The 24,265-nt window shown below is 49.6% G+C and carries 35 protein-coding genes, 4 tRNA genes and 1 pseudogene; 5 read left to right on the top strand and 35 right to left on the bottom strand.

The genetic code is table 11. The features are described from left to right. The 27 genes from ASJ33_RS04160 to ASJ33_RS04025 form a co-directional block, all read right to left on the bottom strand. Positions 1-579 carry a hypothetical protein gene (locus tag ASJ33_RS04160; RefSeq protein ID WP_072555625.1) on the bottom strand — a complete coding sequence of 193 codons (579 nt, stop codon included), beginning with the start codon at positions 577-579 and terminating at the stop codon, positions 1-3. A gap of 11 nt (positions 580-590) precedes the next feature. Then, positions 591-974 (bottom strand): hypothetical protein, encoded by a 384-nt coding sequence (locus ASJ33_RS04155; RefSeq protein WP_072555623.1) that lies wholly within the window; start codon positions 972-974, stop codon positions 591-593. A gap of 11 nt (positions 975-985) precedes the next feature. Further along, a complete protein-coding gene (locus ASJ33_RS04150) occupies positions 986-1,699 on the bottom strand; it encodes a hypothetical protein (RefSeq protein ID WP_072555621.1) in 714 nt (237 codons plus the stop codon). Positions 1,700-1,708: 9 nt separating this feature from the next. Next, complete coding sequence (locus tag ASJ33_RS04145) at positions 1,709-2,560, bottom strand: hypothetical protein (protein ID WP_072555619.1); 852 nt, start codon at positions 2,558-2,560, stop codon at positions 1,709-1,711. Between the two features lie 9 nt (positions 2,561-2,569). Continuing rightward, a complete protein-coding gene (locus ASJ33_RS04140) occupies positions 2,570-2,770 on the bottom strand; it encodes a hypothetical protein (protein WP_012984030.1) in 201 nt (66 codons plus the stop codon). Continuing rightward, entirely contained in the window at positions 2,757-3,083 is a 327-nt protein-coding gene (locus ASJ33_RS04135) for a hypothetical protein (protein WP_072555617.1), read from the bottom strand. Before ASJ33_RS04135 ends, ASJ33_RS04140 begins: the two co-directional genes overlap by 14 nt. A gap of 3 nt (positions 3,084-3,086) precedes the next feature. Further along, entirely contained in the window at positions 3,087-4,340 is a 1,254-nt protein-coding gene (locus ASJ33_RS04130; protein WP_072555615.1) for a S8 family serine peptidase, read from the bottom strand. A gap of 11 nt (positions 4,341-4,351) precedes the next feature. Then, a complete protein-coding gene (locus tag ASJ33_RS04125) occupies positions 4,352-5,062 on the bottom strand; it encodes a hypothetical protein (RefSeq protein ID WP_072555613.1) in 711 nt (236 codons plus the stop codon). Between the two features lie 16 nt (positions 5,063-5,078). Next, positions 5,079-5,621: a hypothetical protein gene (locus ASJ33_RS04120; protein WP_072555611.1), complete on the bottom strand. Its 543-nt coding sequence runs from the start codon at positions 5,619-5,621 to the stop codon at positions 5,079-5,081. A 17-nt stretch (positions 5,622-5,638) separates the two neighbouring features. Continuing rightward, positions 5,639-6,112: a hypothetical protein gene (locus tag ASJ33_RS04115; protein WP_072555609.1), complete on the bottom strand. Its 474-nt coding sequence runs from the start codon at positions 6,110-6,112 to the stop codon at positions 5,639-5,641. Further along, complete coding sequence (locus ASJ33_RS04110; protein ID WP_072555607.1) at positions 6,112-6,675, bottom strand: hypothetical protein; 564 nt, start codon at positions 6,673-6,675, stop codon at positions 6,112-6,114. Before ASJ33_RS04110 ends, ASJ33_RS04115 begins: the two co-directional genes overlap by 1 nt. Next, positions 6,672-6,848, bottom strand: a complete 177-nt coding sequence (locus ASJ33_RS04105) for a hypothetical protein (RefSeq protein ID WP_015407503.1) — start codon at positions 6,846-6,848, stop codon at positions 6,672-6,674. Before ASJ33_RS04105 ends, ASJ33_RS04110 begins: the two co-directional genes overlap by 4 nt. Beyond that, positions 6,845-7,372: a hypothetical protein gene (locus ASJ33_RS04100; protein WP_072555605.1), complete on the bottom strand. Its 528-nt coding sequence runs from the start codon at positions 7,370-7,372 to the stop codon at positions 6,845-6,847. Before ASJ33_RS04100 ends, ASJ33_RS04105 begins: the two co-directional genes overlap by 4 nt. Before the next feature lie 20 nt (positions 7,373-7,392). Then, positions 7,393-7,914 carry a hypothetical protein gene (locus tag ASJ33_RS04095; RefSeq protein ID WP_236886640.1) on the bottom strand — a complete coding sequence of 174 codons (522 nt, stop codon included), beginning with the start codon at positions 7,912-7,914 and terminating at the stop codon, positions 7,393-7,395. 89 nt (positions 7,915-8,003) lie between these two features. Next, on the bottom strand, positions 8,004-8,207 hold the full coding sequence (locus ASJ33_RS04090; protein ID WP_015407500.1) for a hypothetical protein: 204 nt from the start codon (positions 8,205-8,207) through the stop codon (positions 8,004-8,006). Between the two features lie 44 nt (positions 8,208-8,251). After that, positions 8,252-8,464 carry a hypothetical protein gene (locus ASJ33_RS04085; RefSeq protein WP_012984041.1) on the bottom strand — a complete coding sequence of 71 codons (213 nt, stop codon included), beginning with the start codon at positions 8,462-8,464 and terminating at the stop codon, positions 8,252-8,254. Positions 8,465-8,593: 129 nt separating this feature from the next. Further along, on the bottom strand, positions 8,594-8,806 hold the full coding sequence (locus tag ASJ33_RS04080) for a hypothetical protein (RefSeq protein WP_012984042.1): 213 nt from the start codon (positions 8,804-8,806) through the stop codon (positions 8,594-8,596). Positions 8,807-9,047: 241 nt separating this feature from the next. Further along, positions 9,048-9,224: an AbrB/MazE/SpoVT family DNA-binding domain-containing protein gene (locus ASJ33_RS04075; RefSeq protein WP_012984043.1), complete on the bottom strand. Its 177-nt coding sequence runs from the start codon at positions 9,222-9,224 to the stop codon at positions 9,048-9,050. Further along, entirely contained in the window at positions 9,224-9,472 is a 249-nt protein-coding gene (locus ASJ33_RS04070) for a hypothetical protein (protein WP_072555601.1), read from the bottom strand. Before ASJ33_RS04070 ends, ASJ33_RS04075 begins: the two co-directional genes overlap by 1 nt. Next, complete coding sequence (locus tag ASJ33_RS04065; RefSeq protein ID WP_015407497.1) at positions 9,465-9,743, bottom strand: hypothetical protein; 279 nt, start codon at positions 9,741-9,743, stop codon at positions 9,465-9,467. Before ASJ33_RS04065 ends, ASJ33_RS04070 begins: the two co-directional genes overlap by 8 nt. Further along, on the bottom strand, positions 9,736-10,557 hold the full coding sequence (locus tag ASJ33_RS04060) for a hypothetical protein (RefSeq protein WP_072555599.1): 822 nt from the start codon (positions 10,555-10,557) through the stop codon (positions 9,736-9,738). The genes ASJ33_RS04065 and ASJ33_RS04060 overlap by 8 nt, the downstream gene beginning before the upstream one ends. A 173-nt stretch (positions 10,558-10,730) precedes the next feature. Then, on the bottom strand, positions 10,731-11,657 hold the full coding sequence (locus ASJ33_RS04055; RefSeq protein WP_236886639.1) for an AAA family ATPase: 927 nt from the start codon (positions 11,655-11,657) through the stop codon (positions 10,731-10,733). Next, positions 11,654-12,001 carry a J domain-containing protein gene (locus tag ASJ33_RS04050; protein ID WP_236886638.1) on the bottom strand — a complete coding sequence of 116 codons (348 nt, stop codon included), beginning with the start codon at positions 11,999-12,001 and terminating at the stop codon, positions 11,654-11,656. The genes ASJ33_RS04055 and ASJ33_RS04050 overlap by 4 nt, the downstream gene beginning before the upstream one ends. A 4-nt stretch (positions 12,002-12,005) precedes the next feature. Beyond that, positions 12,006-12,227, bottom strand: a complete 222-nt coding sequence (locus tag ASJ33_RS04045) for a hypothetical protein (RefSeq protein ID WP_072555597.1) — start codon at positions 12,225-12,227, stop codon at positions 12,006-12,008. A 242-nt stretch (positions 12,228-12,469) separates the two neighbouring features. Continuing rightward, positions 12,470-14,665 carry a DUF3854 domain-containing protein gene (locus tag ASJ33_RS04035; RefSeq protein ID WP_072555593.1) on the bottom strand — a complete coding sequence of 732 codons (2,196 nt, stop codon included), beginning with the start codon at positions 14,663-14,665 and terminating at the stop codon, positions 12,470-12,472. Positions 14,666-14,714: 49 nt separating this feature from the next. Beyond that, entirely contained in the window at positions 14,715-15,695 is a 981-nt protein-coding gene (locus ASJ33_RS04030) for a hypothetical protein (RefSeq protein ID WP_072555590.1), read from the bottom strand. A 116-nt stretch (positions 15,696-15,811) separates the two neighbouring features. Then, positions 15,812-16,054 carry a helix-turn-helix transcriptional regulator gene (locus ASJ33_RS04025; protein ID WP_072555588.1) on the bottom strand — a complete coding sequence of 81 codons (243 nt, stop codon included), beginning with the start codon at positions 16,052-16,054 and terminating at the stop codon, positions 15,812-15,814. A gap of 158 nt (positions 16,055-16,212) precedes the next feature. Here ASJ33_RS04025 and ASJ33_RS04020 point away from each other — a divergent pair, with 158 nt between their 5' ends. The 3 genes and pseudogenes from ASJ33_RS04020 to ASJ33_RS08665 form a co-directional block, all read left to right on the top strand. Continuing rightward, a complete protein-coding gene (locus tag ASJ33_RS04020) occupies positions 16,213-16,608 on the top strand; it encodes a helix-turn-helix domain-containing protein (RefSeq protein WP_072555586.1) in 396 nt (131 codons plus the stop codon). Positions 16,609-16,612: 4 nt separating this feature from the next. Continuing rightward, complete coding sequence (locus ASJ33_RS04015) at positions 16,613-17,542, top strand: hypothetical protein (RefSeq protein ID WP_072555584.1); 930 nt, start codon at positions 16,613-16,615, stop codon at positions 17,540-17,542. Then, positions 17,539-18,588, top strand: a pseudogene (locus tag ASJ33_RS08665) (recombinase family protein); the annotation flags it as partial. The gene ASJ33_RS04015 and the pseudogene ASJ33_RS08665, both read left to right, overlap by 4 nt. A 545-nt stretch (positions 18,589-19,133) precedes the next feature. Here ASJ33_RS08665 and ASJ33_RS04005 read toward each other — a convergent pair. The 4 genes from ASJ33_RS04005 to ASJ33_RS03990 all read right to left on the bottom strand — a co-directional run bounded on the left by ASJ33_RS04005 (position 19,134) and on the right by ASJ33_RS03990 (position 19,559). Further along, positions 19,134-19,208: transfer RNA gene (locus ASJ33_RS04005), tRNA-Asn, on the bottom strand. A 10-nt stretch (positions 19,209-19,218) separates the two neighbouring features. Beyond that, positions 19,219-19,292: transfer RNA gene (locus tag ASJ33_RS04000), tRNA-Gln, on the bottom strand. 30 nt (positions 19,293-19,322) lie between these two features. After that, positions 19,323-19,409, bottom strand: a tRNA-Leu gene (locus tag ASJ33_RS03995). 74 nt (positions 19,410-19,483) lie between these two features. Then, positions 19,484-19,559 (bottom strand) — tRNA-Phe (locus ASJ33_RS03990). Positions 19,560-19,691: 132 nt separating this feature from the next. Between ASJ33_RS03990 and ASJ33_RS03985 the strand changes: the two genes are divergently transcribed. Together ASJ33_RS03985 and ASJ33_RS03980 are read left to right on the top strand one after the other, a co-directional pair. Continuing rightward, positions 19,692-19,991 carry a PadR family transcriptional regulator gene (locus ASJ33_RS03985; RefSeq protein WP_023652281.1) on the top strand — a complete coding sequence of 100 codons (300 nt, stop codon included), beginning with the start codon at positions 19,692-19,694 and terminating at the stop codon, positions 19,989-19,991. Further along, positions 19,991-21,253, top strand: coding sequence for an MFS transporter (locus ASJ33_RS03980; protein ID WP_023652280.1), 1,263 nt, complete (start codon positions 19,991-19,993; stop codon positions 21,251-21,253). Before ASJ33_RS03985 ends, ASJ33_RS03980 begins: the two co-directional genes overlap by 1 nt. On the opposite strand, the gene panC is transcribed toward ASJ33_RS03980, so the two are convergent. Genes panC through ASJ33_RS03960 form a run of 4 tightly spaced genes read right to left on the bottom strand, consistent with a single transcriptional unit; the run spans position 21,250 to position 24,182 of the window. After that, complete coding sequence (gene panC / locus ASJ33_RS03975) at positions 21,250-22,083, bottom strand: pantoate--beta-alanine ligase (protein ID WP_023652279.1); 834 nt, start codon at positions 22,081-22,083, stop codon at positions 21,250-21,252. The genes ASJ33_RS03980 and panC overlap by 4 nt on opposite strands. Continuing rightward, on the bottom strand, positions 22,062-22,910 hold the full coding sequence (gene panB, locus ASJ33_RS03970) for a 3-methyl-2-oxobutanoate hydroxymethyltransferase (protein ID WP_041330860.1): 849 nt from the start codon (positions 22,908-22,910) through the stop codon (positions 22,062-22,064). Before panB ends, panC begins: the two co-directional genes overlap by 22 nt. A gap of 2 nt (positions 22,911-22,912) precedes the next feature. Continuing rightward, on the bottom strand, positions 22,913-23,287 hold the full coding sequence (gene panD / locus ASJ33_RS03965; protein WP_041330858.1) for an aspartate 1-decarboxylase: 375 nt from the start codon (positions 23,285-23,287) through the stop codon (positions 22,913-22,915). 22 nt (positions 23,288-23,309) lie between these two features. Next, complete coding sequence (locus tag ASJ33_RS03960) at positions 23,310-24,182, bottom strand: Rossmann-like and DUF2520 domain-containing protein (RefSeq protein ID WP_236886637.1); 873 nt, start codon at positions 24,180-24,182, stop codon at positions 23,310-23,312. Between the last annotated feature and the right edge of the window lie 83 nt (positions 24,183-24,265).

The raw sequence follows: 24,265 nt of genomic DNA, 5'->3' as shown, positions 1-24,265 counted from the left end.
CTACACCTTGGCAAAATCTGCAATCATGAACTCACTGATGGTCGGGTCTTTGCCCACAATTAGCAGGGCTTGCTCATAACCAAACAGGGTTTGAGGAACACCCGGTGAGCCGCCGTATATCTTGCAGTAGATGTCGTCCCAGTCATTGCCCACATTCGTCGGCAGAGTGAACGTATATGAGTCAGTTACCTGGGTCGGCGTCGTATACTGGGGAAGGCTCTTCGAGTTCTGCCCCACCATCTTCTCATCAAAGCCGAATAGTCCGTAGACTCCGATGGAGTAATAACAGATGGCGCTGCTGATTGCCGGTCCCGAATACTTGAAGGATATGTTTATCCTGAGCTTTTCCCCCGGGGCCAAAGTTACCTGCTTCGGGGCCGGATTCATATAGCCCAAGGGGATATAGATGCCGCCCGCCAGGGTATAGAACTTGTGGCTATCCGGGTCATAAAAAACATGTTCCCCGGTACGCGGGTCAATATACCAGCCAGCCGCGGACGGCTCCGGCATTTGTCCCTGAGCACTTTCTTGGAGAGCCTTAAACTCTCCGAGGTCTATAGACAGTGTTTTCAATTTCATGGTGTGCCTCCTTACACTTTGTAGAAGTCTGCTATCTTAAACTCGCTCACCTGGGGCGTCAGCGCCGACAGGTTGATGGTTTTCGTCATCTCGTCATCGAAATGCCAGTAGCCGTCGGCGCCGTACCAGTAACTGTAGGCATGGATGGTCACCGGGGCATCCGGCATCATGAAGCACCCGCTGAATGAATGGACCGCCCCGCCATCCACATTCGCCCAGTTCTCCGGGAAATCAATTCCCGGCCAGGGTGAGACGCCATATTCCAGTGCGCCCCCGACCATGATAGATATCACCCCGGAGTAAGTGTTTTTTACCCTGATAGTTATATCCACCCTGCTACCCGATGCTACCTGGCTGGGAGCAATTATTTCGATGATGTCCGCATATTGTGCCACGGAATATCCTCCTAAGCCGGGTAAGTAAGCTGTAGTGTGTAGGTCACTTTCAACTGACCTGTATTCGGGACATTGACGCCACCCGCCAGCAAATCGCGGCACATCATGAAAGTAGCCGACGAGTTATCGTAAGTCCCCTTTGTATACACACCTGCTTCAATCACAATGATTGCCCCGCCGCTGTTATTGTTGAAATACCTCACCCAGGCAACGGTCTTGGTAGTTCCGACCGTAGATATGGCGGGTGGATCAGTAGCGCTATAAGAAAGCTGGCCAGCTAGGTTTCCGCTGGCTATCTTCGTCCCCAGGGCATAACTTTCGAGGCTTTCCGGGTTATTGCCGGTCCCAACAACGATTCCAAAAGTGTCAATCCCGGCACCGGCATAAATACCGTTAGTAAGGTTCACGTAAATGCTCGAGTTACTGGCGCCGCCACTGGATAAACCGGATGCAGGTTGTGTGGTGGTATCCGACCTGGTGGATCCGCCAGTATCAACAATCGCTAATCCAACCGCGGAATCACCTGGTACCGCCGCAGCCTGGCAGACCATCAGGTTATAAGCATTTCTTACCCAGCTATGGCTTCTTTGCTTCGAGTGAAAAGTTATGCGATTTCGCATATCCCTGACCTCAAACTCCCAGAAAGCCTCTGGAAGCAGAATATGCAGCTTCTTGGCCAGCTTTCTCATTTCTTCGTATTCGGTTTCTAAAAACATTTCAGTCATCGTAATCTCCTAAGCGTAAACCAATATCCATGCCCGGGTCCCTAAAGGCTGGACAAAACCACCGCTGATGCTGGCAGCCCGCGCCCTTATCCAGTAGAGGGTTAATCCGGCGAGAGTATCAGTTGCCCAGTCTGAAGGACGAGCGAAAGTAAGCCAGCCCTTTCCCGCCGCTTTCCAATCGTTGGTGCTGTTGTGTTTAATTGTCAGTGTTCCCCATATCCCGGCACCCCTGGAATATTCATAGGCAAGGGTGTAATTAGCGCCTGCCTGTCCGACCAGAACGGACACAGCATCAAAGAGCCCAGCATGTCCCATGGCACAGTAATCATTGATAGAGCCATCGGCCGGGAGAAGCGTTATATCATTTCCCGTATCACCATTTGCCTGCACTGTCTCATCGATATTTCCGACATCATCGTTGTGAGATACAGAACCACCAACGGGATTTACCGTGGTTGCCCTGGCTTCTCCGTTAAATATAGGTGCCGGAATACCAAGGACTGGAGAGGAAGAACCCCCGCCGCCTGGGCCTGTGATATGAGCGATGTTCATTGCTGGCATAGGCATGGAAAGGTCAAATGCCAGCGCCCGGTTGGCTGAACCAGTCAAATACTGAACCAGACTCTCAATATCTTGCCAGACCGGCGATAGCCCGGGTCCGCGACTTCTCAAGAAGTTATACCCCTTACCGGCATCCGCCAGCAGCCTTTCAAGGATGTCATTTCCACGAAAGGCAATATCGCCGTGATTCATTGATCCGGCAACGCTCTTAAGATTGGCCATTCCCTTTGCCTGCCAGTCTTTATCGGTGTCTATTTCAAGCTGGGAAAGTCTGTCGACTCCCTTAAGCAATAAGCTCATTGCTACTCCTTAACCCTTATCTCCATCGTCCCAGTTGCGTTTGACGACCTTGGCGAATATCATGCTACCGAAACTAACCACCAGCGCTCCGCCCGTGATAATGCAATAGCCGTAGTCAGCCCCCGTAGCCCACTCTGTAACTACCCCGGCAACCGTAATACAGCAACCCACGGTTTCCAGTCCTATCGCCAGGTTTCTACTTAGTTTCATCAGTCTCTCCTTCATTTGGGCGGTTATTTTTATCGGCTGCCGGACCCTCCCGCAGCGTGGAACCCGTGGAGTAAACCCCACTGGCTGCCATACCAGCGATGATACCGTTGAATATTGCGGCTACCCAGTCCGACATGGCGCTGACGCCGAGCGCCCAGCTGGCCACTAGATTAATCACTAATCCCATGGCAACCGCTAGTAAAGGATAGTAGCGGGTATCCGAGATAAAGGGTTTGAAAAGCTGTACGAACCCCAATATAAGGGGTACTCCGCCCAGTGCAATCAGGGATTTTACTAATTCGCTGTCCGCCATCTTTTACGCTCCTACCATGCTCGCCATCATTGCCATCATCATGAACATGGGAAATACTTCGGTACTCTGTTGTGTCGTCGAATCGGTTTGGGATACCTGTCCCAGCATCGAGCCCATTGCCGGGAGCCCGAAACCATAGACGTTATCTTTATTGATTGGGGCATCCTGCGGCTTGGTGGAAAAATAGGGAGCCAGTTTCTTGGCCTCTCGCCAGCTGAATACCCAGGCTTCTCCGTATGCCCGTCTGCCGCTCTCCCACAGTAGACCGGCCAGCCCCGACAGCATCGGAGCGGCGAAGCTGGTGCCCGACTTCACCAGGTACTCGTCGTCTTTTTGATGACTCGCCATTTCAAGGTCGGTGCCCCAGATAACAAAATCTGGCTTGGTCTCGCCCTGTACCGTTGGTCCGCGGGATGATTTTTCCCAGATAGCCAGTTCGCCGTTGGTCTCGACAGCGCCCACAGCGATGACTTCGGGATCACAGGCCGGGAGCATAACGGTAGTCATCTTCGGACCGGAGTTTCCGGCGGCGGCGATAACGTCCAGACCGTATTCCGTGCTTGCCTTTCGGCATGCTGCTCTCACCGGATTGTCTGCATCACCGTCGTCCTCACCTCCCAGGCTGAGATTAATGATGTTGGGATATAAATCATCGGTTATCCAAAGCCCGTTCTTTCTCGCTTGCTCGGCCAGCCCGCAGACACGCTCAATTCCCATGACGATACCTTCATCGCTGCCAATGCCATCGTCATTGATTACCTTGATGTTCATGATGGAGGCACTGGGAGAAACGCCGGCTTTCTCACCTATGGCATGCATACCACCGGCAATGATGAAGGCAACCTGGGTTCCGTGTCCGAAGACATCATCGGCAGTCAGCGAATCTGTGAAGTTAGCCTCGTAGACGACTTTGCTTCTTAGAGACTGATGGGTCTTCCTGATACCGCTGTCCAGCACCGCTACGGTAAGACCAGTCCCGGTTAGCGGCGGATTAAAATAAGAGCGCAGCAAATAAAATACATCCGAGAGGCTCTCAACCGGTGCCACTTCACTCAGCATCTGCTCAGCTTTATATTCTTTGATAGGCTTCAAGACAATACCTGAAACGGCTGATAGTGCTCTTACTTTTTCTTCGCTGAGCTCGCAAAAGAACTGCCCCAACAGCCTGGCAGGTTTGAAATCGGTTATGCCCAGCTTGCGGATCTCCACCTCAGCCTGCGCTGGCGTTATTCCTTTCGCGATTACTGAATATCTCATCTCGTTCTCCTTTAAGCCGGGTAAGTGAGCTGAATGGTATAGGTCACCCGCAGCTGCCCAGTAGTTGGCACAGTAATGGTGGCAGGCAACTTATCGCGGGACATCATGTAGTTCTGACTGAACTGACCCTGGAGGTAGGCGACGATGCCGACCTCGTTTACATTTACGTTGCCGCCGCTATTGTTATTGAAGTAACGAATCAGGGTATTCCTGAGTACTTTGGTCCCTGCATCGTAGGCGATTGAGTGCACCTCGCTGGCGATGTAGCTCATTTGCCCGGCGCCGGTCCCGTTAGCGATCTGGGTTTGCAGAGCATAATCTTCAAAAGTCTCAGCATTGGTGCCCGAGCCTACCTGAATCCCCTTCGTATCGATACCCGCAGCGGCCCGAAGCCCGTAGCTGGTACCATCAACCGAGTTGCTTTCGCCGTAGCCGAATGGATAACCGATACCTCTGACAGTACCGTTGGTCTGCTTGCCACTGAGCTTACCGGCCCCGAAGGTGGCGTCATTTGCATCCTTAGCAGCCATCTGACAGAAGAGATGGTTGTAAGCATTCCTGACCCAGCTATGGCTTCTCTGTCGATGATGATGCGTAATCCGCCCGTTGCCATCCCTGACCTCAAGCTCAAGGAAAGCTTCAAATGTGGGTATCTTGAGTTCCTGTCCCAATCTCCGAAGCTTTTGATATTTTCTTTCTTTAGGTTCGTGTAATATTTCCATACTTCTTTCCCTCTGCTTAAACCAGTTGAGCTGTTACGCCGATGGTGGCCACAGGCATGGTTAAGACCGGCGTACTCTCCTGCCCACCGCCGGTGTGCTCTTCTGCCGTATTGAGTGTGATTCCAGGTCCGGGTATAGACAGGCTGCGAGAATCCGTAAAACCACCTCCGGAATGATCTTCGGCGATAGCCATTGATAACATAGGAGCCAAGACAATTAATGATGGTGGAACTATCACCCGGTTTACTGCCCCCGTTAGGTAGATAATCAAGCTCTGGATATCCAGCCACTCGGGTTCGAACTGACCGCTATTTTTCATGTGAAGAAAGTTATAGCCGACACCATAGCTCGGAGCTAACCTGGCTGCCTCGCTATCACCGCGATACAGGATATCGCCTCTGCCGGTCATGACCGATTGCAGAATTGCCTGCGCTTTTTTCACGGCATCATTACTATCAACAGCGTCTCCCAGGTTTTTGATCAGACGACCCGCCCAGTCCCTGTTAACGTCTATCTCAAGCTGTGAAAGTCGATTAGCGCCGTTGCTTAGTAAACTCACTTTCTTCTCTCTCCTGCCTAGGACAGCATCTTCTCCAGCATGTAGTCATAATCCACGGCTTTCCCGTTATCAGCAGCATTATTGCTTTGCAGAGTTACTCTCAACACACCATGAATCGCCCAGCTGCCGTTGATAATCGGCAGCCCCACCGGATCAGAAGTGGCATCGAAAGACTGCTCATAAACCTTTCGCTCGGTGCCGTTTACCTTCTTATAAAGCCTCACCCTGATCTGTGTACCTACCAGGTTATGAATGCTGAGAGTCAGGTCATGTATCTTATTCCGGATACCGGCAGCACCGATGCTAACGACATTAGCCTCGACTGTTTGCCAGTCAGCCGTTGTGGCTCCCTGCCAGGGGTTTTCCCCAGCCAGGTTATCTGTCCGCACTTTGATGGCATCTGCCTTAGTGTTGAGCTCGGCAAGACTGGACTCAACTGTCTCAAGACTGACCTTTTCCGCTTTGTTTTCAACATAAAACTCTCCAGGCATTACCGGTTCCTCCCTTCCGGCAGTAACTTCTGGGTTTCAACAGTGGCCTTCGCTTCTAACTTCTCTTGCTGAGGTTTAGCGGATACCACGACCATCCCCAGCATCATGACCGGAAGCATCATGGCAAGCAGGGAACTCCAGTTGAAGCCGGTATCGGTAGGAGTGGTGGACCCGGGCCACGTCGGAGGCAAAGCACTCGACCCTTGCGGCGCCACTAGCCGGGTAGCCGCGGAGTCAGTAACCTCTTCTGTCTCTCGCTCTACCAGGAGCACCGTGAGGTCTGCATCGCTTTCGTTGAACCGGAGTGCACCGCGAAGCCTGACAAAATCGCCGGGAGCAACCTTGAACCAGGCGTAACCGAATACCGGCAAAGCCTCTTCGCTAATCAAGGTACTTTCCCGATTCAACCTGGCCATCAGGGCATATTCCTTTTCCACACCGGTGGGATTAGCCACGTAAATGCTGCAACCCAGGTCGAACCCGGGCGTGTAGGTCATCCACGGCGGCAGGTCCCAGAATATGTCCCCCAAAGAACCGGACATGACGCTTACCTGTGTCGTCATAGCGGGAACTTCACCTCCTCGCCCTTGAACGCCTTCTTTACCAGGGATAGAGCCCAAGCGCCCATAGCTATCAGCATGACCACACCCATCAGCGTGCCCACAACGCCCTGCCACTGCGAAGCCTGGTACTGGTAAGGGTAATAATTTTGATATTCGATGGGGTACTGGCTCATGCCTTCGCCTCCTCGAATTTCTCCGGTTCTGAATGTTTTACTTTCCGCACCTTCTCTTTATCCTGGGTGAACGAGGGCATAAGCTTGCTGATAAGAAGCATGACCAAAAGCATGATTCCCATATTGACGATGCCGCTAATCAGGTTCTTTAAGGACTCCGGCATAAGCCACCAAACCAACGAACCCAACAAGGGCGGCAAAACGGTGGTAACCAGAAGCCCGATAATAATCGGCAGCCAGGCAAATCCTTTTTGCCAGGCTAGATAAACTGTGGGCTGATCTACATCGGCAAAGACAACATGGCTATAACCCGGCCATAACTCGATTCCCGCGTCAAAGCACGCCTGTTCAAGCTGAGACAGTGCTTCTGCAGACGGAGACTCGGTAAAGTCGAGCCTCATTAAGAAAAGAGCACCTTCAGCCGAACTTTCTTCAAGCGGGGCGAAGGTGCCCAGTTCCTCGATAGCAACGGCCTGTCCGATTAAGACAGCCCTATATCCCGGTGGTGTCATGGTATAGGGCATAGGATTACCTCCTTATGCCGCTATACCAGTCTCCTGGCTTTCCGGCCGTAAATATTCAGGGTAACTTTTCGGTCGGCGGTTGTACCGCCCACGGCGGTTACAGTGGCGACTACGGTGAGCTTATCGCCGCCGAGGAGCCTCAAATCAGCACCGAGTTGACCGGGACTTGCCAGATCATAATCTTCATTCTGGCTGGCTGCCAGGTCGGTCCCCAGGTACTTCTTTTCCACTGTATCGACCTTGGGGAATCGGGAGACGCGGACATTGCCGGAAATCTCAGCTTCGGTTATGAGGTTGAGACGGTTGAGATACCAGACCTCACCGGCAGGCACCTCGAACTCTTTGGTTTTAACGGTATCTTGCGCCGAAGCGTTAGGAACTGTGGCCTCGATTTTATCCCGCTCGTCAATGCGGTCTTCGGTATGCAGAGATTCAGCGGTCAGCAGCGCTTCCCGCAGAACCTGGAGCGGCAATCCCATCCAGTAGCCGGAGTCATTATCATAGACTCCCAAAAGGGTTAATTCCTGTCCCAGGGGAGGCACCCAACCCTTCGGAGGCCGCTGTCCTGCATATTGCTGTGGAACAATTTTGTTTTTCATGGATTAACCTCCTTAATGTAATTGCACCTCCTCTAGGACTTGCTGGAGCCGGTGACGCCCTTCATCATGGGCATAAGAATGGCCATCATCATGATCATCATGATCATGGGCATCATGCTGGTGAACATTCCCGAAATCGGGTCGGTGGTCTGAAGGGGATAATAACCACTGACCGTACCGTACTGGTACTGCTGGGGTCGAACTTGCTGGCCGGCGATCTGCTGTGCCTTATACATTGTTGATTACCTCCTAAAATTCTCAAAATAATATATTTACGGGGTTAGTCCTTGGCTGATGCCGTCATGCCTTTCATCATGGGCATAAGAATGGCAAACATCATGATCATCATGATCATCGGCATCATACTGGTGAACATGCCTGAGAAGGGGTCAGTAGTGGTTTGTGTGGGATAGTAGGCGCCCGGACCGCTGACCTGCATCGGGCTCATTTGCCCCGGTGCTACCGGCCCGGTCAGTTGCTGTGCTGTGAACATATTCTCCTCCTAAAACTAAATCTTCAGGCTCGATGCTCATCCCGTCCATCAGCTTTACCGCTACCGCGACAGCGGTAAAACCGATAAGGGCAGTGCCCTCGTTTGGATAGGCATCAAGCGGTAAAAGCGCTACTCGAACATAGCGCGCTTGTAGCCGGCGACCACGACCTCGCCCTTACCATCCACGCCATCGCGGTAGTGATTTACCCGCCCCTCTTTGACCTTCAGTCCGGTCGGTGCAATACCGTTCATCCCGGTGCGGAAAGCCTCGGGAGTGGCCTTCTCCTTGTAGGTGATAGGGACGTTTTTCTCGAATTCGTTCCAGCTTGCGTACTTACCCATATGGGCACCTCCTCTTTCGTTCGTGCCCGGTCGCGGCCGGGTAATGGCGGGGTGCAACCTGGCTGAAAAGGAAAAAGGGGTTAGCCTTGAACCCTTCCGGTCCAGGTTGCTAACCCCTTTTTTGAAGCCCAGAAGCTGCCGGTAATAAAGCAAGCCCTGCGAGCCAACTTTCACCGGCAAGCTCGCAGGGCTTCATTAAGAGCGTACCGCGTCCTGGCTCGCCTGACAAGTCTATAAAATCTTATATAAGCTTCTCTTCCGGCTTCACCTTGACCCGGATAATAAGGTCTCCATCTACCACGACCTCGACCGTATCGCCGGGTTTAAGCCGGTGGTAGTTTATCCAGGCTTTCGGAAGGGTGACAGCAAAGCCACCCTCGCCAATTTTGAAAAGCTTCCTTTCCACCAGGAGTGGCATCAATCAGACCTCTCAAACATCGCTTCGTTCCAGCGCTGCCATTTCTTTTCCTGGGCATCGGCATACTTTTTAACCGCCTTCTCCGTCCATTCCTTTTCCCTCGGATTACCGGTTTCCTGTGGCGGTGTTCTTTCGATAAGGAAGCTCTTCTCTGAGTTAGCAGGTTTATTGATATTGGCTGTCTCGTAGGACATCCTCCAGAGTGCCAGGAATACCAACCACTGGAGAGGCGCAAACCAGCTATTCATAGATTTTTACCTTATAGCCCACCGCCTGAAAGCCGCGGCTGAGCATTTCAATCCAGCTATCGGTTGATTCCTGGAGCATCTTCTCGACCTGCTGATGCTCGCTCTTGCCGAGACGCAGCTCAAAACCGCGCTCATTTCTTTTGATGGCAATCTCGACTTTCGAGATCGCCTCTTTCACGTCCGGCGGAGACTGTCCCATCTGGCGGCTCATCATTTTGAAGAGCATATCCCTTGCCTGGGGTGAGTTGGCCATTTGCATAAAATCAAACATTTCTTTCCTCCCATTCTTTGGCAGTGTGTTTTTCAATCGGCGGCGGGTCTAAAGGCGGCTGACCACCAGAAGGGCCGCCTCCCTGCGGGGCTCCCGGCATCATGCCGGGTAATGGCATCCCGAACATCTGGGACATCTGCTGCATGGACTGGAGCATGCTTACAACCTGGCTGAAGGGGTCATTCGATTGTCCACCCACCATCTGCTTAATCTGGGCAAGTGTACTATTTACCTGGGTGTTGCTTTGAGAGATTGCCCCAAACAGTTGACCTGCTGTTGCTTGGGCAGTCCGTTCTGCGATCTCCTCACTGGAAGCCTTTGCCCTGGCCGCTGCCGCATCCTGCTCTTCACGGGTCTCTTTCATCAGACGCAATATAGGCTCCATACGCCTGGCGTCGGCCTCAGCCGAGCCCTTCTGGATATTCACCAGGTCCATTACCATCAGCATGGCCGCCCTGAATTTCATAATGGCTCTAAGCTCAACCTCACCTTCGGGAGTGCCTCCCATGTAGTGCTTGAGCACAGCTTCCGGCGCAATCATCTCCATGCCACCGCCCATCTTGCGTATGATAGGGAACTCGCTGCTGGTTTTTGCCTCTTCTTCCTCTCCGTTACGGACCCGTTCCAACTCTTCTCGGATAATTACCCGCAGCTTGTCTTCAGGTACCAGGGAAGTGCCGGTATCAGTTAGCTTGAGATCCTGCAAAGCATTGTGGACTTTACTGCGACTGACACCGAGCTCGGTTGCCATCTGCCTTTCCGATTGTCCCTGCTCTTTGCGTTTTTTGACTTCTTCTAAAAACTGGTCGTCCATATCTCCTCCTTTCCGACCACCAAAGCTAAAGTGGGTTTCACTGGTTTATTGTTCAAATCTGGGCTGGCTGTCATCTGGTCAGACCACTTGAAGCTAAATGGTCTGGTTTTTACCACGCTCGCCAGCATTAAAATCGTAGCTAATTTGCCTCCCGACCGGTCACCGGTCTTGCTTCAATTCGCACCTGTTTCACCTTCCAGTAAAAGGCTGATTGCTCTATCCACACCGACCTGCGGTGCCAGCCGGGCGATACGGATAGCGTCCCTGACATCCTGACTCCGACCGTCGAGTTTCCTGGCAATCTCTTCCGCTATATCGTTGGACAAGCCTTCTTTACGTACCAATACACCTTTCACTACAGTCAAGAATTCGCTGCGGCCATAGGCATTGAGCTTACGGATAGCGAATCGGGAACGCAGCTCCGGTGACAGTTTCTCCAGCCGGTTGCTAGCAGCAATAACTTTGAGGGGATTGTTGATATCGAGTTCTCTCCCTCTCTTAGCTCTGACCAACCTGCCGCCTTCCATCATCGTCAGTAAAGCTGCCATATCAACGGCATTCATCTTGTCCATCTCATCAATCAAGAGAATCTTCGGTTCTCTTTCGGCGACGAGGTCCCACAATCCCGCCTTGGAAGTAGCTGAACCGACCAGCCAGATGGCTCGCTCGCCAAAGGTCTGCTCGATGTCCCATAGGAAAAGAGTCTTGGCCAGGGCGGGTGGTCCTGTTAACATGACGTGCACCGGCTTTTCTGCTAGGAGGGTTGCTTTAAGCAAAGCCTTGACGTCCTCATGACCGATAATATCCGTAAAGAGGTCATCAGCAAGGTTCACAGGAGTTGTTGGTGGAGGTTCGCCAGAGTCCACTTGCTGGTTGGCTGAAATAAGAGCCTTAGCTTTGTCAGTGAGCTTGTACCCCGTAAAGGAGTTGGAACGAAAGACATTATCCAGGTAGCCGTCCTTGAATAACCTGCTGAGCGTTGCCGGCCAGATTCTTACATGGCGCCACGACCAGCCAATCCGGTACTCTTTCTCCATGTCCACCGATGCCTCAAACCTGGCTATCTCGGTAAGTAGCTCCATGTCGCCTTCTTTCATCATCGCCACCCCCTTTCTTTTGAGATTTGCTGATAAGCTGCCGTTACGAGCTGGAAGAGAAACTCGGTTCCCTTTACTCCGGCAGTATCGGGATGTAGCCTTACTACCAGCTCCCGGTACCGTTTCTTAACCTGATCATCGGCGACAGCTTTGTCTAATCCGAGTACCTGGTAGGAATCAATGCCGGCATGATGGGTAGATTGACAATCCATCTTCATGGCCGACCAAAGCTCTCCCAATACCGGGTCGTTACACATACCTTGCAACATTTGGCTTAACCACCCTGACATCATTTCTGCTGTTGCTTCCGTCATCCTCTTTTGGGCTTTCTTTACCTGGTCTTCCACGGCTTTACCACCAGAAGTGTCCGCAAATTATTCCGAGTAAAAACCCGACCAGTAGCTGCCACCAGTTTTTACCTGCCAATCTGGCCACCAGAATTCCCAGCCCCAGGAAGATGAGCAGGTACACCAAAGGTGAAACCTTCTGGTCTTCCCGAACTATTTCCGTCCATGGCTTGCCGCCGACCTTACGCCATAACTTCTCGTAAAGTTTGCCGATGATTCCTGTCATGTTTTACTGCCTCCTTTATCTTGAGCCAGCCTCTTTCCTCTTCGGGCACGGGCGGTCCAATCCGATCGAAGCTGATGCATTGCTGGCAAATTTTGGGCGCTAACGGTTTTCCTTCCGCGAGGTGCTGGATATCCAGGCTGCCGTCTACGGATACCTGTGATAAAGGGTATTCTTTATCACAGCAAATTCTTTCGTTTCTCACCCGTGCGTGAGCACATTCATAGAGCGTCCTCTTTTTCTTTTTACTCACCGCCACTTGCCTCCTTTGTTAATCTATCGTCAGTTACTGTCCGCTCTGTCCTACTGTCCGCCCCCACGCTTGAGTCAGCTTCAGTTATTGGCGGACAGTATGGCGGACGGTATACGGAGCCCTCTTTATTACTGTCCGCCTGTTTTGTAGCTAAAGCGGACAGTAAGGACGGTTCGGACGGTTTTTCCTGGGATAATGGAAGCGCCATCTGTAAACCGTATGACCCTATAAGTTTGGTAACCCGGGTCTCATCCCAGCAGATAAGGCGTTGCCGTGACTTTCCAGTCCGCTCTTTGGCAAAGCCCAATCGCTTCGTCATTCTGCCAACTTTTTCCGCACTGAGCTGCTCAACTTCATCGTCCGTTTCGTTGGCTTTCCTGGCCACGTTTTCAGATGTCAGCTCTTTGCCTTCTTCATGAAGCTCCATCAGCGCCGCCAATACTCTACCCGGGGCGCTCTCCCTTCTTCTTATAAAGAGACTATCCTGGAGACGGTGAACGAAGCCGGTGATTGCTTCGACCATGGAGCGGTCGCCATTAAGCATCGCTTTGAGCGGTATGAGTATCTCCTGTAAACGAGGCTGAAGATTAGGTTCCAGCAGGTCATTACCGAAGGTTTTACCCTTGAGCTTAATCAGGTTGGCCAGCCGGAAGGTCAATAGTTTCGCCCGTAGGTCATCTATCTCTTTATCAAAAGAGGGTGGTAATACCCTAGGAATATCATCCCTCGTCAGCGACATCATCTCCGAAGTCAAACATCTGCTTTCCAGCGCCTCGTCCTTGAAAGGGAAGCGGGTAGCGATAAGTTTCGGGCCAAATACCTGGTAGGCCCGCGGGAACCATTTGCCGTTTTCTTTATCTGCCCTGAGCACCGGCATACCGGGGCGGTAGCCATTGTTTAAGAGTTTGACCATTTCCATCCAGGAGGAGGAGTCTTTGAAGTCCGCTTCATCTAGCACCAGTGTCCCCCGGAACTGCTCCAGGATACGGAAGATTGGCGCCGGCGTGGTCGCTCCAGAAGCGAATGTCGGTCGAAAGCAGATGCTGCCTACCACCTGTAGAAACCGTGTCTTACCGGTACCCCAGTCGCCGATTACCCGGAGGTATGGTATGGAAGGGGCAAACTCATATACCCAGGTGAGAAGAACGTAGAGGGAAGAGATTTCCTCGAAGTCAGCCGGTAGTTCGAGATATTTGTGAACAAAACTCCGTATCTCTTCAAACAAACGCGCCTGTGAATCATAAGGGGTAGCTGTCGTGGCGAAGTGGACGACCTCGGTTACCAGGGGATCGTCGGTAGGCAGATAAATAGCCTTGGGTGTCTCGTAACGAAAGACCTTGCGCACCGAGCCATTGACGACAATGATAAAGGCACGCTCATCCTCTTTGCTCACTACCATTTCGCCTACGGTACCGTCATGCAGGACAAAGCCCGGGACAAATCGCTCTCTGCTCGCGGTATCATCAATCTTGAAATCAGTCGCTAGTTTCCGGGCTTCTTCCAGTGTGTGGTTAAGTAGATAGTCATCGATGCCGACTTTCTGGTTACCTTCTTGAGGAAGATAAACGACCAGGATAGTGGCGCCTTTGCGGTTGAGGTGTTCGCCCAGGTGTTCGAGAGCTTTTCGCACCATCTCCTTTGAGACAATGTCAGAGTCGAAGGCGAGATAGACTAACCTGTCTTTGATGGCAATGCGGTCCCAGTCCGAAAGTATAGTAATAGCACCGAACTCATTTTTGCCCTTGAAACCCCAGACACCGGTGAGTGAAATCACGCAGGCACCATGTGTAGCCAGGGCATCAGCTTTCTTGGAGCCTTCAGTTATCCACAGTGGCGTCTTTGGGTCGCCGAGCATCTGTTTGCAGCGAGGTGGGCAATCCAGGTGATTGGAGGACCCTACCGGAGACTCGTATTTTACCGGCCGTTGCCGTGAGTCCAATCTGGGATTATCCGGGCGGTACTGGCAGCCTACTTGCCCTCCATCAACTCCCCACAGGGGAATGAGGATACCGGCAGTTCGCTGCTGAGACGAGGTAAACCCCGCTTTGGCAAGCTCGTCTTTACCGAGTATGCTCCGGTATCCTCTTTCTTTGATAACATCGAGACTGATACCGCTTCCTTCACTTAGATGAGTAAGATGCTCAGCCAGGAGTTGCGGGACAGCTTCTGAAAAAACAAGTTCAGTCATGGCAATCCTTCAGGAACACTTATCTACGAGGTGATTAGAGTCCTGTGTTCTAGCTGCGATCTGTATATCGTTCCAGGGTCTTCAAGAAGTTTTCCAGGTATTCGGCCTTAATCCTGTTCGGAGGTGTCAAAAGATCAAAGTCGGTTATATGGACATCAAGGTTACAGTTCTTTTGAAACCAATTTGATACCTGGTAATCCTGCATGTTCATTTGCCAGACCTTACTCTTGACACGGTCCCAGAGCAGCATTAAATCTTTGTCCGAACCCAAAATTGTCTTCGCAGGTTCTTCTTTACCCAGGATTTCGTCCGGAAAAAGATCATCAGGTGCTTCATTGTCGGGCGGAGGTAAAAGAAGTACCTGTCCGGGAGGTATCTGGGCATATCTCTGGATTTCAACCAGTGAAAACGGCGCTGTCATACTGAGCACCCGGACAGTCTTTTTCTTTCCTTCAGGCTGTACTTCCTGTTCCACAAGCTTCAGTGATAGCGGAATCATAGACAGTCGGCCGCAGGTACCGCGAATCAGTTCAAGGCTGGAATTAACATTTACAATAGAATAAAAAGAGCTCGTATCGAGCTGGTAAACGCCGAAGCCGGGACAGTCAGGCAAAAGGAATTGTAGGTTCATCACTCGGCGGCACCGTGCTACTTGATAGAAGGTACACTTGGCCGGATTACAGGTGATTTCCTTCATTTCCGTCTCAACAGATTCCCTATTAGCAATCTCACCGGTGCGTGTGTCAATCTTGGCTACTGCCGTTTCACCGTCACCGCGGCAAACAAGCCCTCTCGATGCCGAGTAACATCTTAAATACTGGCTAGCCCACTGGGTCTGGTCATCGGTTGGAAACATGATTCGCAGTTCCTTAGGCTTTTCCCCAAAGACCTTCTTGACCTCTTCCGGGCAGACAAAATGATCAGTCGGGCAGGGGTAAGATATTCCGCTAGCATTTTCCTTCTTTACTCCCAGCCTTACTTTTCCCAGGCGGGGAAGCCTCACCACTCCGGTCACACCTTTGATTGGCATCGTTTTCCTCCTTCTTTTCCTCTGACGCATTATGCTGATTTGATTTTTGTGCCAGATCCTTTAGATAGGCTCGCGCAATCATCCGCGCTAGTATCCTTAGCCCGCTTTCGAAATCGTTAATCTTCGGTTCGGGCATTACTACCGTTCTCCTCGATGCTGAAAAGATCATCGAACGTGTATTCGGGTAAATGCTCCAGGATAAGGCGTCTTAAAACCGGCGAGGGCTCTCGTCTCCCGTTGATTATGTGAGACAAGTGACTGCGGGAAAATCCTATCTTCTCTGCGAGATCACGCTGGGAGAGGTTTTTCCTCGACATGGCAACCTCAAAAGCAATTCGGTTCAACTTTACCTTAACCATTGAGATACCTCAGAACTCATTACGCTTTCTGTAGTATACCAAAGGCTATCCATAGTCTGTCAATAGAATTTTGTCACTGTAGATAGCATAATGGTGTCATTAGTGTTTGACTTGGTATACAAAAAGTGCTATTATCTTTTAAAAGGAGGTGAGGAGCTATGGTGGAGAACTTCGGTGAATATCTCCGTACCCTGAGGGTTGAGAAGAGGCTATCACTGCGGGAAGTTGAGCAGCAGTCCGGCGTCTCGAACTCATACTTAGGACTCATCGAGCGTGGCCAACGACCTATACCGGGCGCAGATATCCTGAAGAAGCTCGCTCCCGTCTATGACGTACCGGTGAGGGATCTACTCAAGGCTGCCGGGTACCTGAAAGATGAAGACGTCTCTATAAGCGAGAATGATGAAATTGAGATGGCTTTCAACTACGTAATGAATGATCCCAGGTATAAATCCGGTACCCGCATCAAGGGTGGGCTTACTACCGATGTCAAGCGTTTTATCGTGGAGATGTACGAGAAGGCAACCGGTAAGAAGCTTTTGCCTGGAGGATAACTTTTTGAAAAGTTTCAGCGACCTGCGCTATTTTTGTGAGTACATTGTAAATAAATACGGCTCGCCCTCGAATGCTTCAGAGGAAGAAAAGGCCCAGGAGTTCCGTAAGATATACTTGCGGGATTTACCTTTAGATATCAGAACACTTAGAGCCATTGCCTCAGCTTGCGGCATCTATGTAAATGGAGTCGATAGCAAGAAGCTGCCGCAAAATATTAGAGGCTACCATGATGTCTTTGAAGATAAGAGAAACATCTACTACAAAAAGGGCGACACAAAAAGTGGCATCGAAAACACGGTTCTTCATGAGTTCAGAGAGATGATAGAGCCGGTTTTTGCCGAGTTGTGCACTGACTACAGTCCCTTGAGGACGAACGCAGTACACTTAGCTGCTAACAAGTTTGCTACGGCTGTCTTGTTGCCAACTGATGAATTCCGGAATAAAGTCTACGAGACCGGGTTTGACGTTATCGCTCTTTCAAAGCTATATTCAAAGAGCTGCTCCCAGGTGCTTCTCCGAATGGGAGAGGTGCTTCAAGGAAGTGTTTTTCTATATAGCGCCCTTTATGAGCAGGGTCCCGAGGTGGATAATTGGACGTTAAGCTATTGGACTGGGAGTGCCAATAACAATGATCCTGAAGCTAATATTTGTGGAGCGGATGGATTATTCCCAAGGAAAGGGAGGGCAGTTCTTCCTGGCTCTATCGTTGATATGGTACTTAAAACGAAAAAACCATACCTGGTCAGCCGAATCACCATCTTCGATAGCAGAGACGATGATGGACTTACAGCTATCGCTGCACCTTTAGTTATTCGAGGATCTCTATCCAAAGTAGCATTGGTGGTTTTGCTTGGAAATAATAGGAACTTACTCGTTCCGCAAATCGAGCGGATAAGTCCGACCATAATAGAAGAATTCCATCGACACTTATGACAGTTAAATTGGAGGCAGATATGGTTAATAATCTTGGAAAGGCTGCTATTTATGCTAGGGTATCTTCCGAAAGGCAAGCTGAAAAAGACCTATCGATACCTGCCCAGATAAAAGCTTTAAGAAAATATGCATTAGAACGTGGATGGGACGTAGTAGTTGAGTATGTAGATGAAGCCGAAAGTGCTCGCACTGCAAACCGTCCTGCCTTCAAAGAAATGATAGCTATGGCAAAGAAAAAGGAAAAGCCTTTTGATACCATTCTGGTATGGAAACTTTCTAGGTTTGCCAGGAATCGCGAAGACTCTATCCTCTATAAGTCGTTGCTTAGAAAACGAGGTATCTCGGTAATTTCTATAAATGAACAGGTAGATGAAAGCCCGGCAGGGCATCTACTTGAAGGCATTATAGAAGTCATAGATGAATTTTATTCGATAAACCTTTCTCAGGATACTGTAAGGGGAATGAAAGAAAATGCTAGCAGGGGGTTCTATAATGGTGGATTTACTCCCTTCGGTTACAAGAGAACAAAAGTAAAGATAGGAATGGCCGATAAGACAAAACTGATACCCGATGAAAATGAAGCTAACGTTGTTAAGAAGATTTTTGAAATGGCAGTGGGCGGTCTAGGTGGAAAAGAAATAACTAAATCCTTAAATGCTGCGGGTACTAGAACAAAGTCAGGCAAGCAATTCAGTACGACAGCTATCAACCACATCTTGAGGAACGAAGTCTATACCGGTGCACTTGTCTGGAGATTTAGGAATAATGGTTATGGAAATTCACGTAAGGCAGCATCTAATGATATCATCCGAGTTCCAAATTGTCATGAGGCTGTCGTTTCAACTGAAGATTTTGGACGAGTTCAGCAGCTTCTCACGAGGAGACGCCCGGTCTCTCAACATCCTCGAACTATCTCCAGTCAATATCTTTTAAGCGGCTTATTGCATTGCGGAAAGTGTGGGGCTGCCATGAGCGGATGCTGGGCTAAATCAGGGAAATATTTCTACTACGATTGCGTCCAGCACCAGAAAAAAGGAAAGGAAGTCTGTAATTGTCGATTGATGAGTAAAGACAAACTCGAAAGCTTTGTTCTAGAACGAATCAGAGAGAATATCCTCACCGATGAGAATATCAAACAACTAGTTCAGCTTGTTAACGAAGAGCTAGTAAAGAATAGTGGATACTTTGAGGAACAGCTTAGCGAGGTCGGACAACAGTTAGGGCAGGTTAAAAGTAAATTGAGCAAACTCTATGCAGCTCTTGAAACAGGAAAAATTGACCTTGAAGATTTGGCACCTCGCATAAAAGAACTCAGGTCTCAACAAATAGAACTTGAAGAGAAACGAAACGGTCTTTTAGATGAGATGAATGAGGAGTCTCCTCAATCACTGAATATAAAAACGATACAAGAATACGTATCAAGTATGAAAGCACTTCTTGCTAGCAGTTCTTTTATCGAGCAGAAATCTTTCTTGAGATCTTTCGTTAAGAGGATTGAATTGAATGAACCCCATGTAGTAATTGACTATACCATGCCATTACCGATAAATGGGTTAACCACTACAGAGGAAGTTCTGTGTATTGATAAACTTGGCTCCCGAGGTAGGACTCGAACCTACGACCAAGCGGTTAACAGCCGCCCGCTCTACCACTGAGCTACTCGGGAACGTTTTATTTGGCTGGCGAGCCAGGATTCGAACCTGGGCATAAGGATTCAAAGTCCTCTGTGCTACCACTACACAACTCGCCATAGCCTAAAAGTAAATCTTTCAAGTCCTCATGGTGCCGAAGGTCGGACTCGAACCGACACGAGGTTTACCCCCAGCAGTGTTTGAGACTGCCGCGTCTGCCATTCCGCCACTTCGGCCGGTTTAAGATTACTTTTGCTGGCTACGTTCGCTGATTAAAGCTATTTTAAGCAACTATAATACCGACATCAAATGGTGCCGAGGCCCAGGATCGAACTGGGGACACGCGGATTTTCAGTCCGCTGCTCTACCGGCTGAGCTACCTCGGCAAAAACATGTAGTATTGTAGCCTTAAGCGTTAAAGGTGTCAAGAATTTTAGCCGGTTCTAAGGCTCTCTTTATCTTGCAAGATTAGAATAATACGCATATTATATCGCATACTGATATTGCAAGGCGATATAATGGTTGACCGCGAATTTTTCCTGGGATTTATACGCATACACGTATTATATCACGCCCAAACTGAGCCAATATTCGGGGCAGAAATAGCCCGCGAACTAGGCCGGCATGGTTATACAATTACTGCCGGCACCCTCTATCCGCTGCTGCATAGACTGCAGGAAGAAGGCTATCTGGAAAGTTTCCCAAAAGTAGAACAGGGCAAACAGCGGCGGTATTACCGAACCACCCCCAAAGGCTCTGAAATGCTTAATGAGTGCCGCAAACAGATAAGAGAACTGGTAGACGAGGTACTGGCATAATGATACAAAAAACAAACCCTGCGGCTTCTGAAAGAAAAATCATGGGTTTCGCACCTAACGTATTTTTTCTGGGGCTGGTAAGTTTTCTTACCGATATCTCCAGTGAGATTATTTTTACTCTTGTACCTCTTTTTCTGGCTAACGTACTGGGAGCAACTACCACCATAATCGGTTTTGTGGGAGGACTTTCAGACTCTACGGAAGCAATTTTTAAAATTTTTAGCGGATATCTAAGCGACAAGATTAACCGTTGTAAAAGCCTGGCACTATTCGGTTACGGATTTTCTGCACTTTCAAAGCCGTTTATGCTTCTGGCAAACAGCTGGGGAGTAGTAACCGGTGTCCGTTTTGCAGATAGAGTGGGCAAAGGGGTCAGATCTTCACCCAGAGACGCCTTGATTGCCAATTCGGTTGAAGTGTATGAACGAGGCCGCAGCTTTGGTTTGCACAAGGCTATGGATAGCCTGGGAGCAACTTTGGGTTTGGGTATTGCGGCGGCGGTCATATATTTCACCCAAAGCGGCAGCCTGACACTGGCACCGGAAACATACAGGACACTGGTATGGTGGGGCATAATTCCGGCTTTTCTGGCAGTGGTGGTACTGGCTGTATTTGTTAAAGAAAAACGCCGCACTCAAACCACCAAGCCCGTAGGTGAAAGGATTCGCTTCAATTTCCGCCATCTATTTTCAGACATGGACAGCCGCTTCAAGTTATTTCTATTAGTCATGTTTTTATTTACTCTGGGCAATTCCAGTGATTATTTCGTAATTCTGCGCGCACAGGATATGAGTGTTTCGGTATTGGGAATAAGCCTGATGCTGGTAGTATTTAACATAACTTACAGTCTGGTTTCACTGCCTGCCGGCATGCTTTCAGACAAAATAGGGCGGAGGAAAGTGATAGCCATGGGTTGGTTGTTTTACGCGCTGGTGTATTTGGGTTTCGCTGTTACTCAAAGCCAGACTGGCATCTGGATACTATTTGGCTGTTACGGGTTATACTACGGAATTGTGGAGGGAGTTGCAAAGGCTTTTGTGGCTGATATGATACCCTCTGATAAGAGGGGAACCGCCTATGGCTTGTATCAGGGTGTAGTCGGGCTGACTTTGCTGCCGGCCAGCCTTATTGCGGGTATTCTATGGGACACTATAGGTTCGGCAGCACCCTTTTACTTCGGGGCGGCAATGGCTTTACTCGCGGTGATTGGTTTGCTGGTATTTATCAAAGAACCATCAACGAAAACACCTGTGTTAAGTTAAGCCAAAAACATATTGTCTATCAGGCGGGTTTTACCAAATCTGGCAGCTACCAGAGCGATAGTATTGTCAGATACTTTATCCATCTCACAAAGAGTATCTCGGTCTGACAAACTGACATAATCTATTTCAGCCATAGATTCATGCCGGATTATATCAGTCATTTTCCTGCGGATAACCTCTGCACTGTACTCTTTTTCATCGAACAAACTCTTGGCCGTCAGCAGGGAACGGTAAAGCACCAAAGCCGCCTGCCGTTCTGAAGCAGAAAGATAGGTGTTACGGCTGCTTAGTGCCAGACCATCATTCTCACGCACTATGGGAAGCATTTCCACTGATACGTCCAGATTAAGGTCTGAGGCCATTTTTTTTATTATTAGGTACTGCTGGTAATCTTTCTGTCCGAAATAGGCTCTGTCAGGGCGGATTATCGTAAACAGCTTGGCGACTACGGTGCACACCCCGCGGAAATGCCCCGGACGTACAGCCCCTTCCAGACGTTCTTGTAAAACACCCGGCTCTACCCATGAATCAAAGCCTGACGGATACATTTCCTCAACAGACGGGGCAAAGACATAATCCACATCGGCATTTTCCAGCATGGCCATATCCCGTTTTTCGTCACGAGGGTACTTTTTAAAATCCTCATGCGGCCCGAACTGGGTGGGATTAACAAAGATACTAGCTATAGTATTTATATCCTGTTTTTTAGAGGCTCTAATCAGTGATAAATGCCCTTCGTGCAGATAGCCCATAGTCGGCACCAGGCCAACCGGCCCGCAGATTTCACGGTGCAGTTTTTGCATCTCGGCTACTGTTCTGATGATACGCACTTTTTCAGTTCCTCCAATACCTTTTTATCAAGGGTGAAGCTTTCTTTCAAAGTGGGAAATTCACCTTTTGCAACCTCAGTGACATACTCGGATACAGCTTTTGAGATAATACTGTTTAAATCAGCATATTTTTTGGTATGTTTAGGTACAAAATCAGTAAACATACCCAACATATCGGATACCACCTGCACCTGGCCGTCACAACTTTCACCTGCCCCTATGCCTATGGTAGGTATGGAAACGGCAGCGGTAATCATAGCTGCCAGCTCAGCCGGCATAGTTTCCAGCACTATAGCAAAAGCCCCAGCTTTTTCCAGAGCCCTGGCATCTTCTAGCAGGGCTAAAGCAGCTGTCAGAGTTTTCCCCTGCACTTTAAACCCGCTTAGCTGGTTAACGGACTGGGGAGTCAGCCCTATATGCCCCATAACGGGAATGCCGCAGTCAACTATACGTTTAACCTTGTCAGCCACATTTACCCCGCCTTCCAGTTTGACTGCCTGAGCACCGCCTTCCTGCATAAAACGCCCTGCGTTCAGGAGTGCCTGTTCCGGACTTAAGTGATAAGTCATAAAGGGCATATCTGCTATGACCATGGCCTTTTGACTGCCCCTGACTACGGCTTTCAAATGGTGCAGCATATCGTCCATAGTAACGCTTACTGTAGAATCATACCCAAGTACCACCATACCCAGACTATCACCTACCAGTATGGCCGGAATACCGGCTTTATCCAGTATTTGGGCAGTGGGATAGTCATATGCAGTCAGCACCGCTATTTTCTGCTTGTTCTGTTTCATTTCTTTGAGTTGGCTAATAGTGGTACGCATATTTATACCTCTAAATTCTGGCTGGCAACCCCGTTTTTTACTTTGGTTATGCGGTTAAGCCCATCTACATATACCAGATTCGGCTGGTGGGTAAGGGTATCTTCTTCAGTTATCAGGCTGTAGCCCAGTATAATTACTTTATCACCCTTCATTCCCATACGGGCAGCTGCCCCGTTTAAACATATCTGCCCGCTACCAGCCGGGCCCTCTATAACATAGGTCTCCAGCCGCGTTCCGTTATTTACATTTACCACATGCACCTGTTCATAGGGCAGCAAGTTGGCCACCTGCATAAGGTTTTTATCAATGGTAATACTGCCTTCATAATCTATGCAGGCATCGGTAATGGTAGCCCGGTGGATTTTGCTTTTGAGCATGATTCTCACTGTATATGTCTCCTTAATTTGCCAGTATCGCGGATACTTTTTCTATGCCAGCCAGATTGGGATTTTCCTTATCAAGTGCTATTTTCACGGTCTGCCTGCCTAGTTCTTTATAGACAGGCAGTAATTCAGGGGCAGTATTTGCAAGATTTGCCATATGTTTTAAAACCGTCCCGTAATCTCCTCTGTCTATAGGTCCGGATAGGGCATCGGTTACACCAGCTTTTTCTATATTGGAAAGAGTGCCGCGCACCAGCGGCATCAGGGCTTTAATGGCCCGGTCTTCAGGCACACCGAAAGTCTGCCAAAGCTGAGCAGCCATTTTCATAAGGGTGACCAGATAATTAGACGCCATAACTGCTGCCAGATGATAACTTGGCTTATCTGCCGGTTTAAGGACTATCCATTTTCCGCCAAGCGCCTTTACCATATCCTTAAGCACAGACAAAGTCTGGTCATCACCCTCCAGCGCATAGGTAATACCCTCAAGATTTTTTACAGGGTCTGCCTGCAAATTGAAGCTTTGAAGCGGGTGCAATACTCCCGTATACGCACCGAAATCTTTAGCGGACTGCAACAAATCAGCCGAATAAGCCCCTGAGCAGTGAATTACATATTTACCGGGATGCCAGCCAGTACTGCGGCAAACTTCGGCAATAGCGTCATCCGGGGTAGTGATAAATACAATATCAGTGGTATCAGCCACTTCCTGCGATTGCAGGCAAAATTTAGCAGCACAGAGTTTCTGGCAAAGCTTTTCCGCAGGTCCAGGTGTGCGGCTGGCAATGCCCGAAATCAAATAGCCTCTTTGGGATAATCCCAAAGCCAAAGTGCTACCCACTCTGCCTGCCCCTATAAAACCTATATTCTGCACAAGTACTTCTCCCATAATGATAGATGCCCTCCCCGGCAGACCGAAGAAGGCATCTAAAAATTTTTTTATTTACCGTCTCGGCCGTTTTGCGATCCAAG

The sequence above is a fragment of the Dehalococcoides mccartyi genome (assembly GCF_001889305.1).
In the GTDB taxonomy this organism is placed as follows: Bacteria; Chloroflexota; Dehalococcoidia; order Dehalococcoidales; family Dehalococcoidaceae; genus Dehalococcoides; species Dehalococcoides mccartyi_A.
This window is presented reverse-complemented; position numbering and strand designations above follow the sequence as displayed.

Excerpts from the sequence above, each read along its gene's own strand:
- ASJ33_RS03980 (WP_023652280.1), top strand. The coding sequence starts at position 19,991 with ATGATACAAAAAACAAACCCTGCGGCTTCTGAAAGAAAAATCATGGGT.
- ASJ33_RS04025 (WP_072555588.1), bottom strand. The coding sequence starts at position 16,054 with ATGGTTAAGGTAAAGTTGAACCGAATTGCTTTTGAGGTTGCCATGTCG.
- ASJ33_RS04135 (WP_072555617.1), bottom strand. The coding sequence starts at position 3,083 with ATGGCGGACAGCGAATTAGTAAAATCCCTGATTGCACTGGGCGGAGTA.
- ASJ33_RS04060 (WP_072555599.1), bottom strand. The coding sequence starts at position 10,557 with ATGGACGACCAGTTTTTAGAAGAAGTCAAAAAACGCAAAGAGCAGGGA.
- ASJ33_RS04030 (WP_072555590.1), bottom strand. The coding sequence starts at position 15,695 with ATGCCAATCAAAGGTGTGACCGGAGTGGTGAGGCTTCCCCGCCTGGGA.
- ASJ33_RS04110 (WP_072555607.1), bottom strand. The coding sequence starts at position 6,675 with ATGACGACACAGGTAAGCGTCATGTCCGGTTCTTTGGGGGACATATTC.
- ASJ33_RS04055 (WP_236886639.1), bottom strand. The coding sequence starts at position 11,657 with ATGATGAAAGAAGGCGACATGGAGCTACTTACCGAGATAGCCAGGTTT.
- ASJ33_RS04045 (WP_072555597.1), bottom strand. The coding sequence starts at position 12,227 with ATGACAGGAATCATCGGCAAACTTTACGAGAAGTTATGGCGTAAGGTC.
- ASJ33_RS04065 (WP_015407497.1), bottom strand. The coding sequence starts at position 9,743 with ATGTTTGATTTTATGCAAATGGCCAACTCACCCCAGGCAAGGGATATG.
- ASJ33_RS04070 (WP_072555601.1), bottom strand. The coding sequence starts at position 9,472 with ATGAATAGCTGGTTTGCGCCTCTCCAGTGGTTGGTATTCCTGGCACTC.
- panB (WP_041330860.1), bottom strand. The coding sequence starts at position 22,910 with ATGCGTACCACTATTAGCCAACTCAAAGAAATGAAACAGAACAAGCAG.
- ASJ33_RS04130 (WP_072555615.1), bottom strand. The coding sequence starts at position 4,340 with ATGAGATATTCAGTAATCGCGAAAGGAATAACGCCAGCGCAGGCTGAG.
- ASJ33_RS04140 (WP_012984030.1), bottom strand. The coding sequence starts at position 2,770 with ATGAAACTAAGTAGAAACCTGGCGATAGGACTGGAAACCGTGGGTTGC.
- ASJ33_RS04075 (WP_012984043.1), bottom strand. The coding sequence starts at position 9,224 with ATGCCACTCCTGGTGGAAAGGAAGCTTTTCAAAATTGGCGAGGGTGGC.
- ASJ33_RS04150 (WP_072555621.1), bottom strand. The coding sequence starts at position 1,699 with ATGACTGAAATGTTTTTAGAAACCGAATACGAAGAAATGAGAAAGCTG.
- ASJ33_RS04125 (WP_072555613.1), bottom strand. The coding sequence starts at position 5,062 with ATGGAAATATTACACGAACCTAAAGAAAGAAAATATCAAAAGCTTCGG.
- ASJ33_RS04085 (WP_012984041.1), bottom strand. The coding sequence starts at position 8,464 with ATGTTCACAGCACAGCAACTGACCGGGCCGGTAGCACCGGGGCAAATG.
- ASJ33_RS04105 (WP_015407503.1), bottom strand. The coding sequence starts at position 6,848 with ATGAGCCAGTACCCCATCGAATATCAAAATTATTACCCTTACCAGTAC.
- ASJ33_RS04035 (WP_072555593.1), bottom strand. The coding sequence starts at position 14,665 with ATGACTGAACTTGTTTTTTCAGAAGCTGTCCCGCAACTCCTGGCTGAG.
- panD (WP_041330858.1), bottom strand. The coding sequence starts at position 23,287 with ATGCTCAAAAGCAAAATCCACCGGGCTACCATTACCGATGCCTGCATA.
- ASJ33_RS04160 (WP_072555625.1), bottom strand. The coding sequence starts at position 579 with ATGAAATTGAAAACACTGTCTATAGACCTCGGAGAGTTTAAGGCTCTC.
- ASJ33_RS04145 (WP_072555619.1), bottom strand. The coding sequence starts at position 2,560 with ATGAGCTTATTGCTTAAGGGAGTCGACAGACTTTCCCAGCTTGAAATA.
- ASJ33_RS04090 (WP_015407500.1), bottom strand. The coding sequence starts at position 8,207 with ATGTATAAGGCACAGCAGATCGCCGGCCAGCAAGTTCGACCCCAGCAG.
- ASJ33_RS03985 (WP_023652281.1), top strand. The coding sequence starts at position 19,692 with ATGGTTGACCGCGAATTTTTCCTGGGATTTATACGCATACACGTATTA.
- ASJ33_RS04080 (WP_012984042.1), bottom strand. The coding sequence starts at position 8,806 with ATGGGTAAGTACGCAAGCTGGAACGAATTCGAGAAAAACGTCCCTATC.
- ASJ33_RS04020 (WP_072555586.1), top strand. The coding sequence starts at position 16,213 with ATGGTGGAGAACTTCGGTGAATATCTCCGTACCCTGAGGGTTGAGAAG.
- ASJ33_RS04100 (WP_072555605.1), bottom strand. The coding sequence starts at position 7,372 with ATGCCCTATACCATGACACCACCGGGATATAGGGCTGTCTTAATCGGA.
- ASJ33_RS03960 (WP_236886637.1), bottom strand. The coding sequence starts at position 24,182 with ATGGGAGAAGTACTTGTGCAGAATATAGGTTTTATAGGGGCAGGCAGA.
- ASJ33_RS04115 (WP_072555609.1), bottom strand. The coding sequence starts at position 6,112 with ATGCCTGGAGAGTTTTATGTTGAAAACAAAGCGGAAAAGGTCAGTCTT.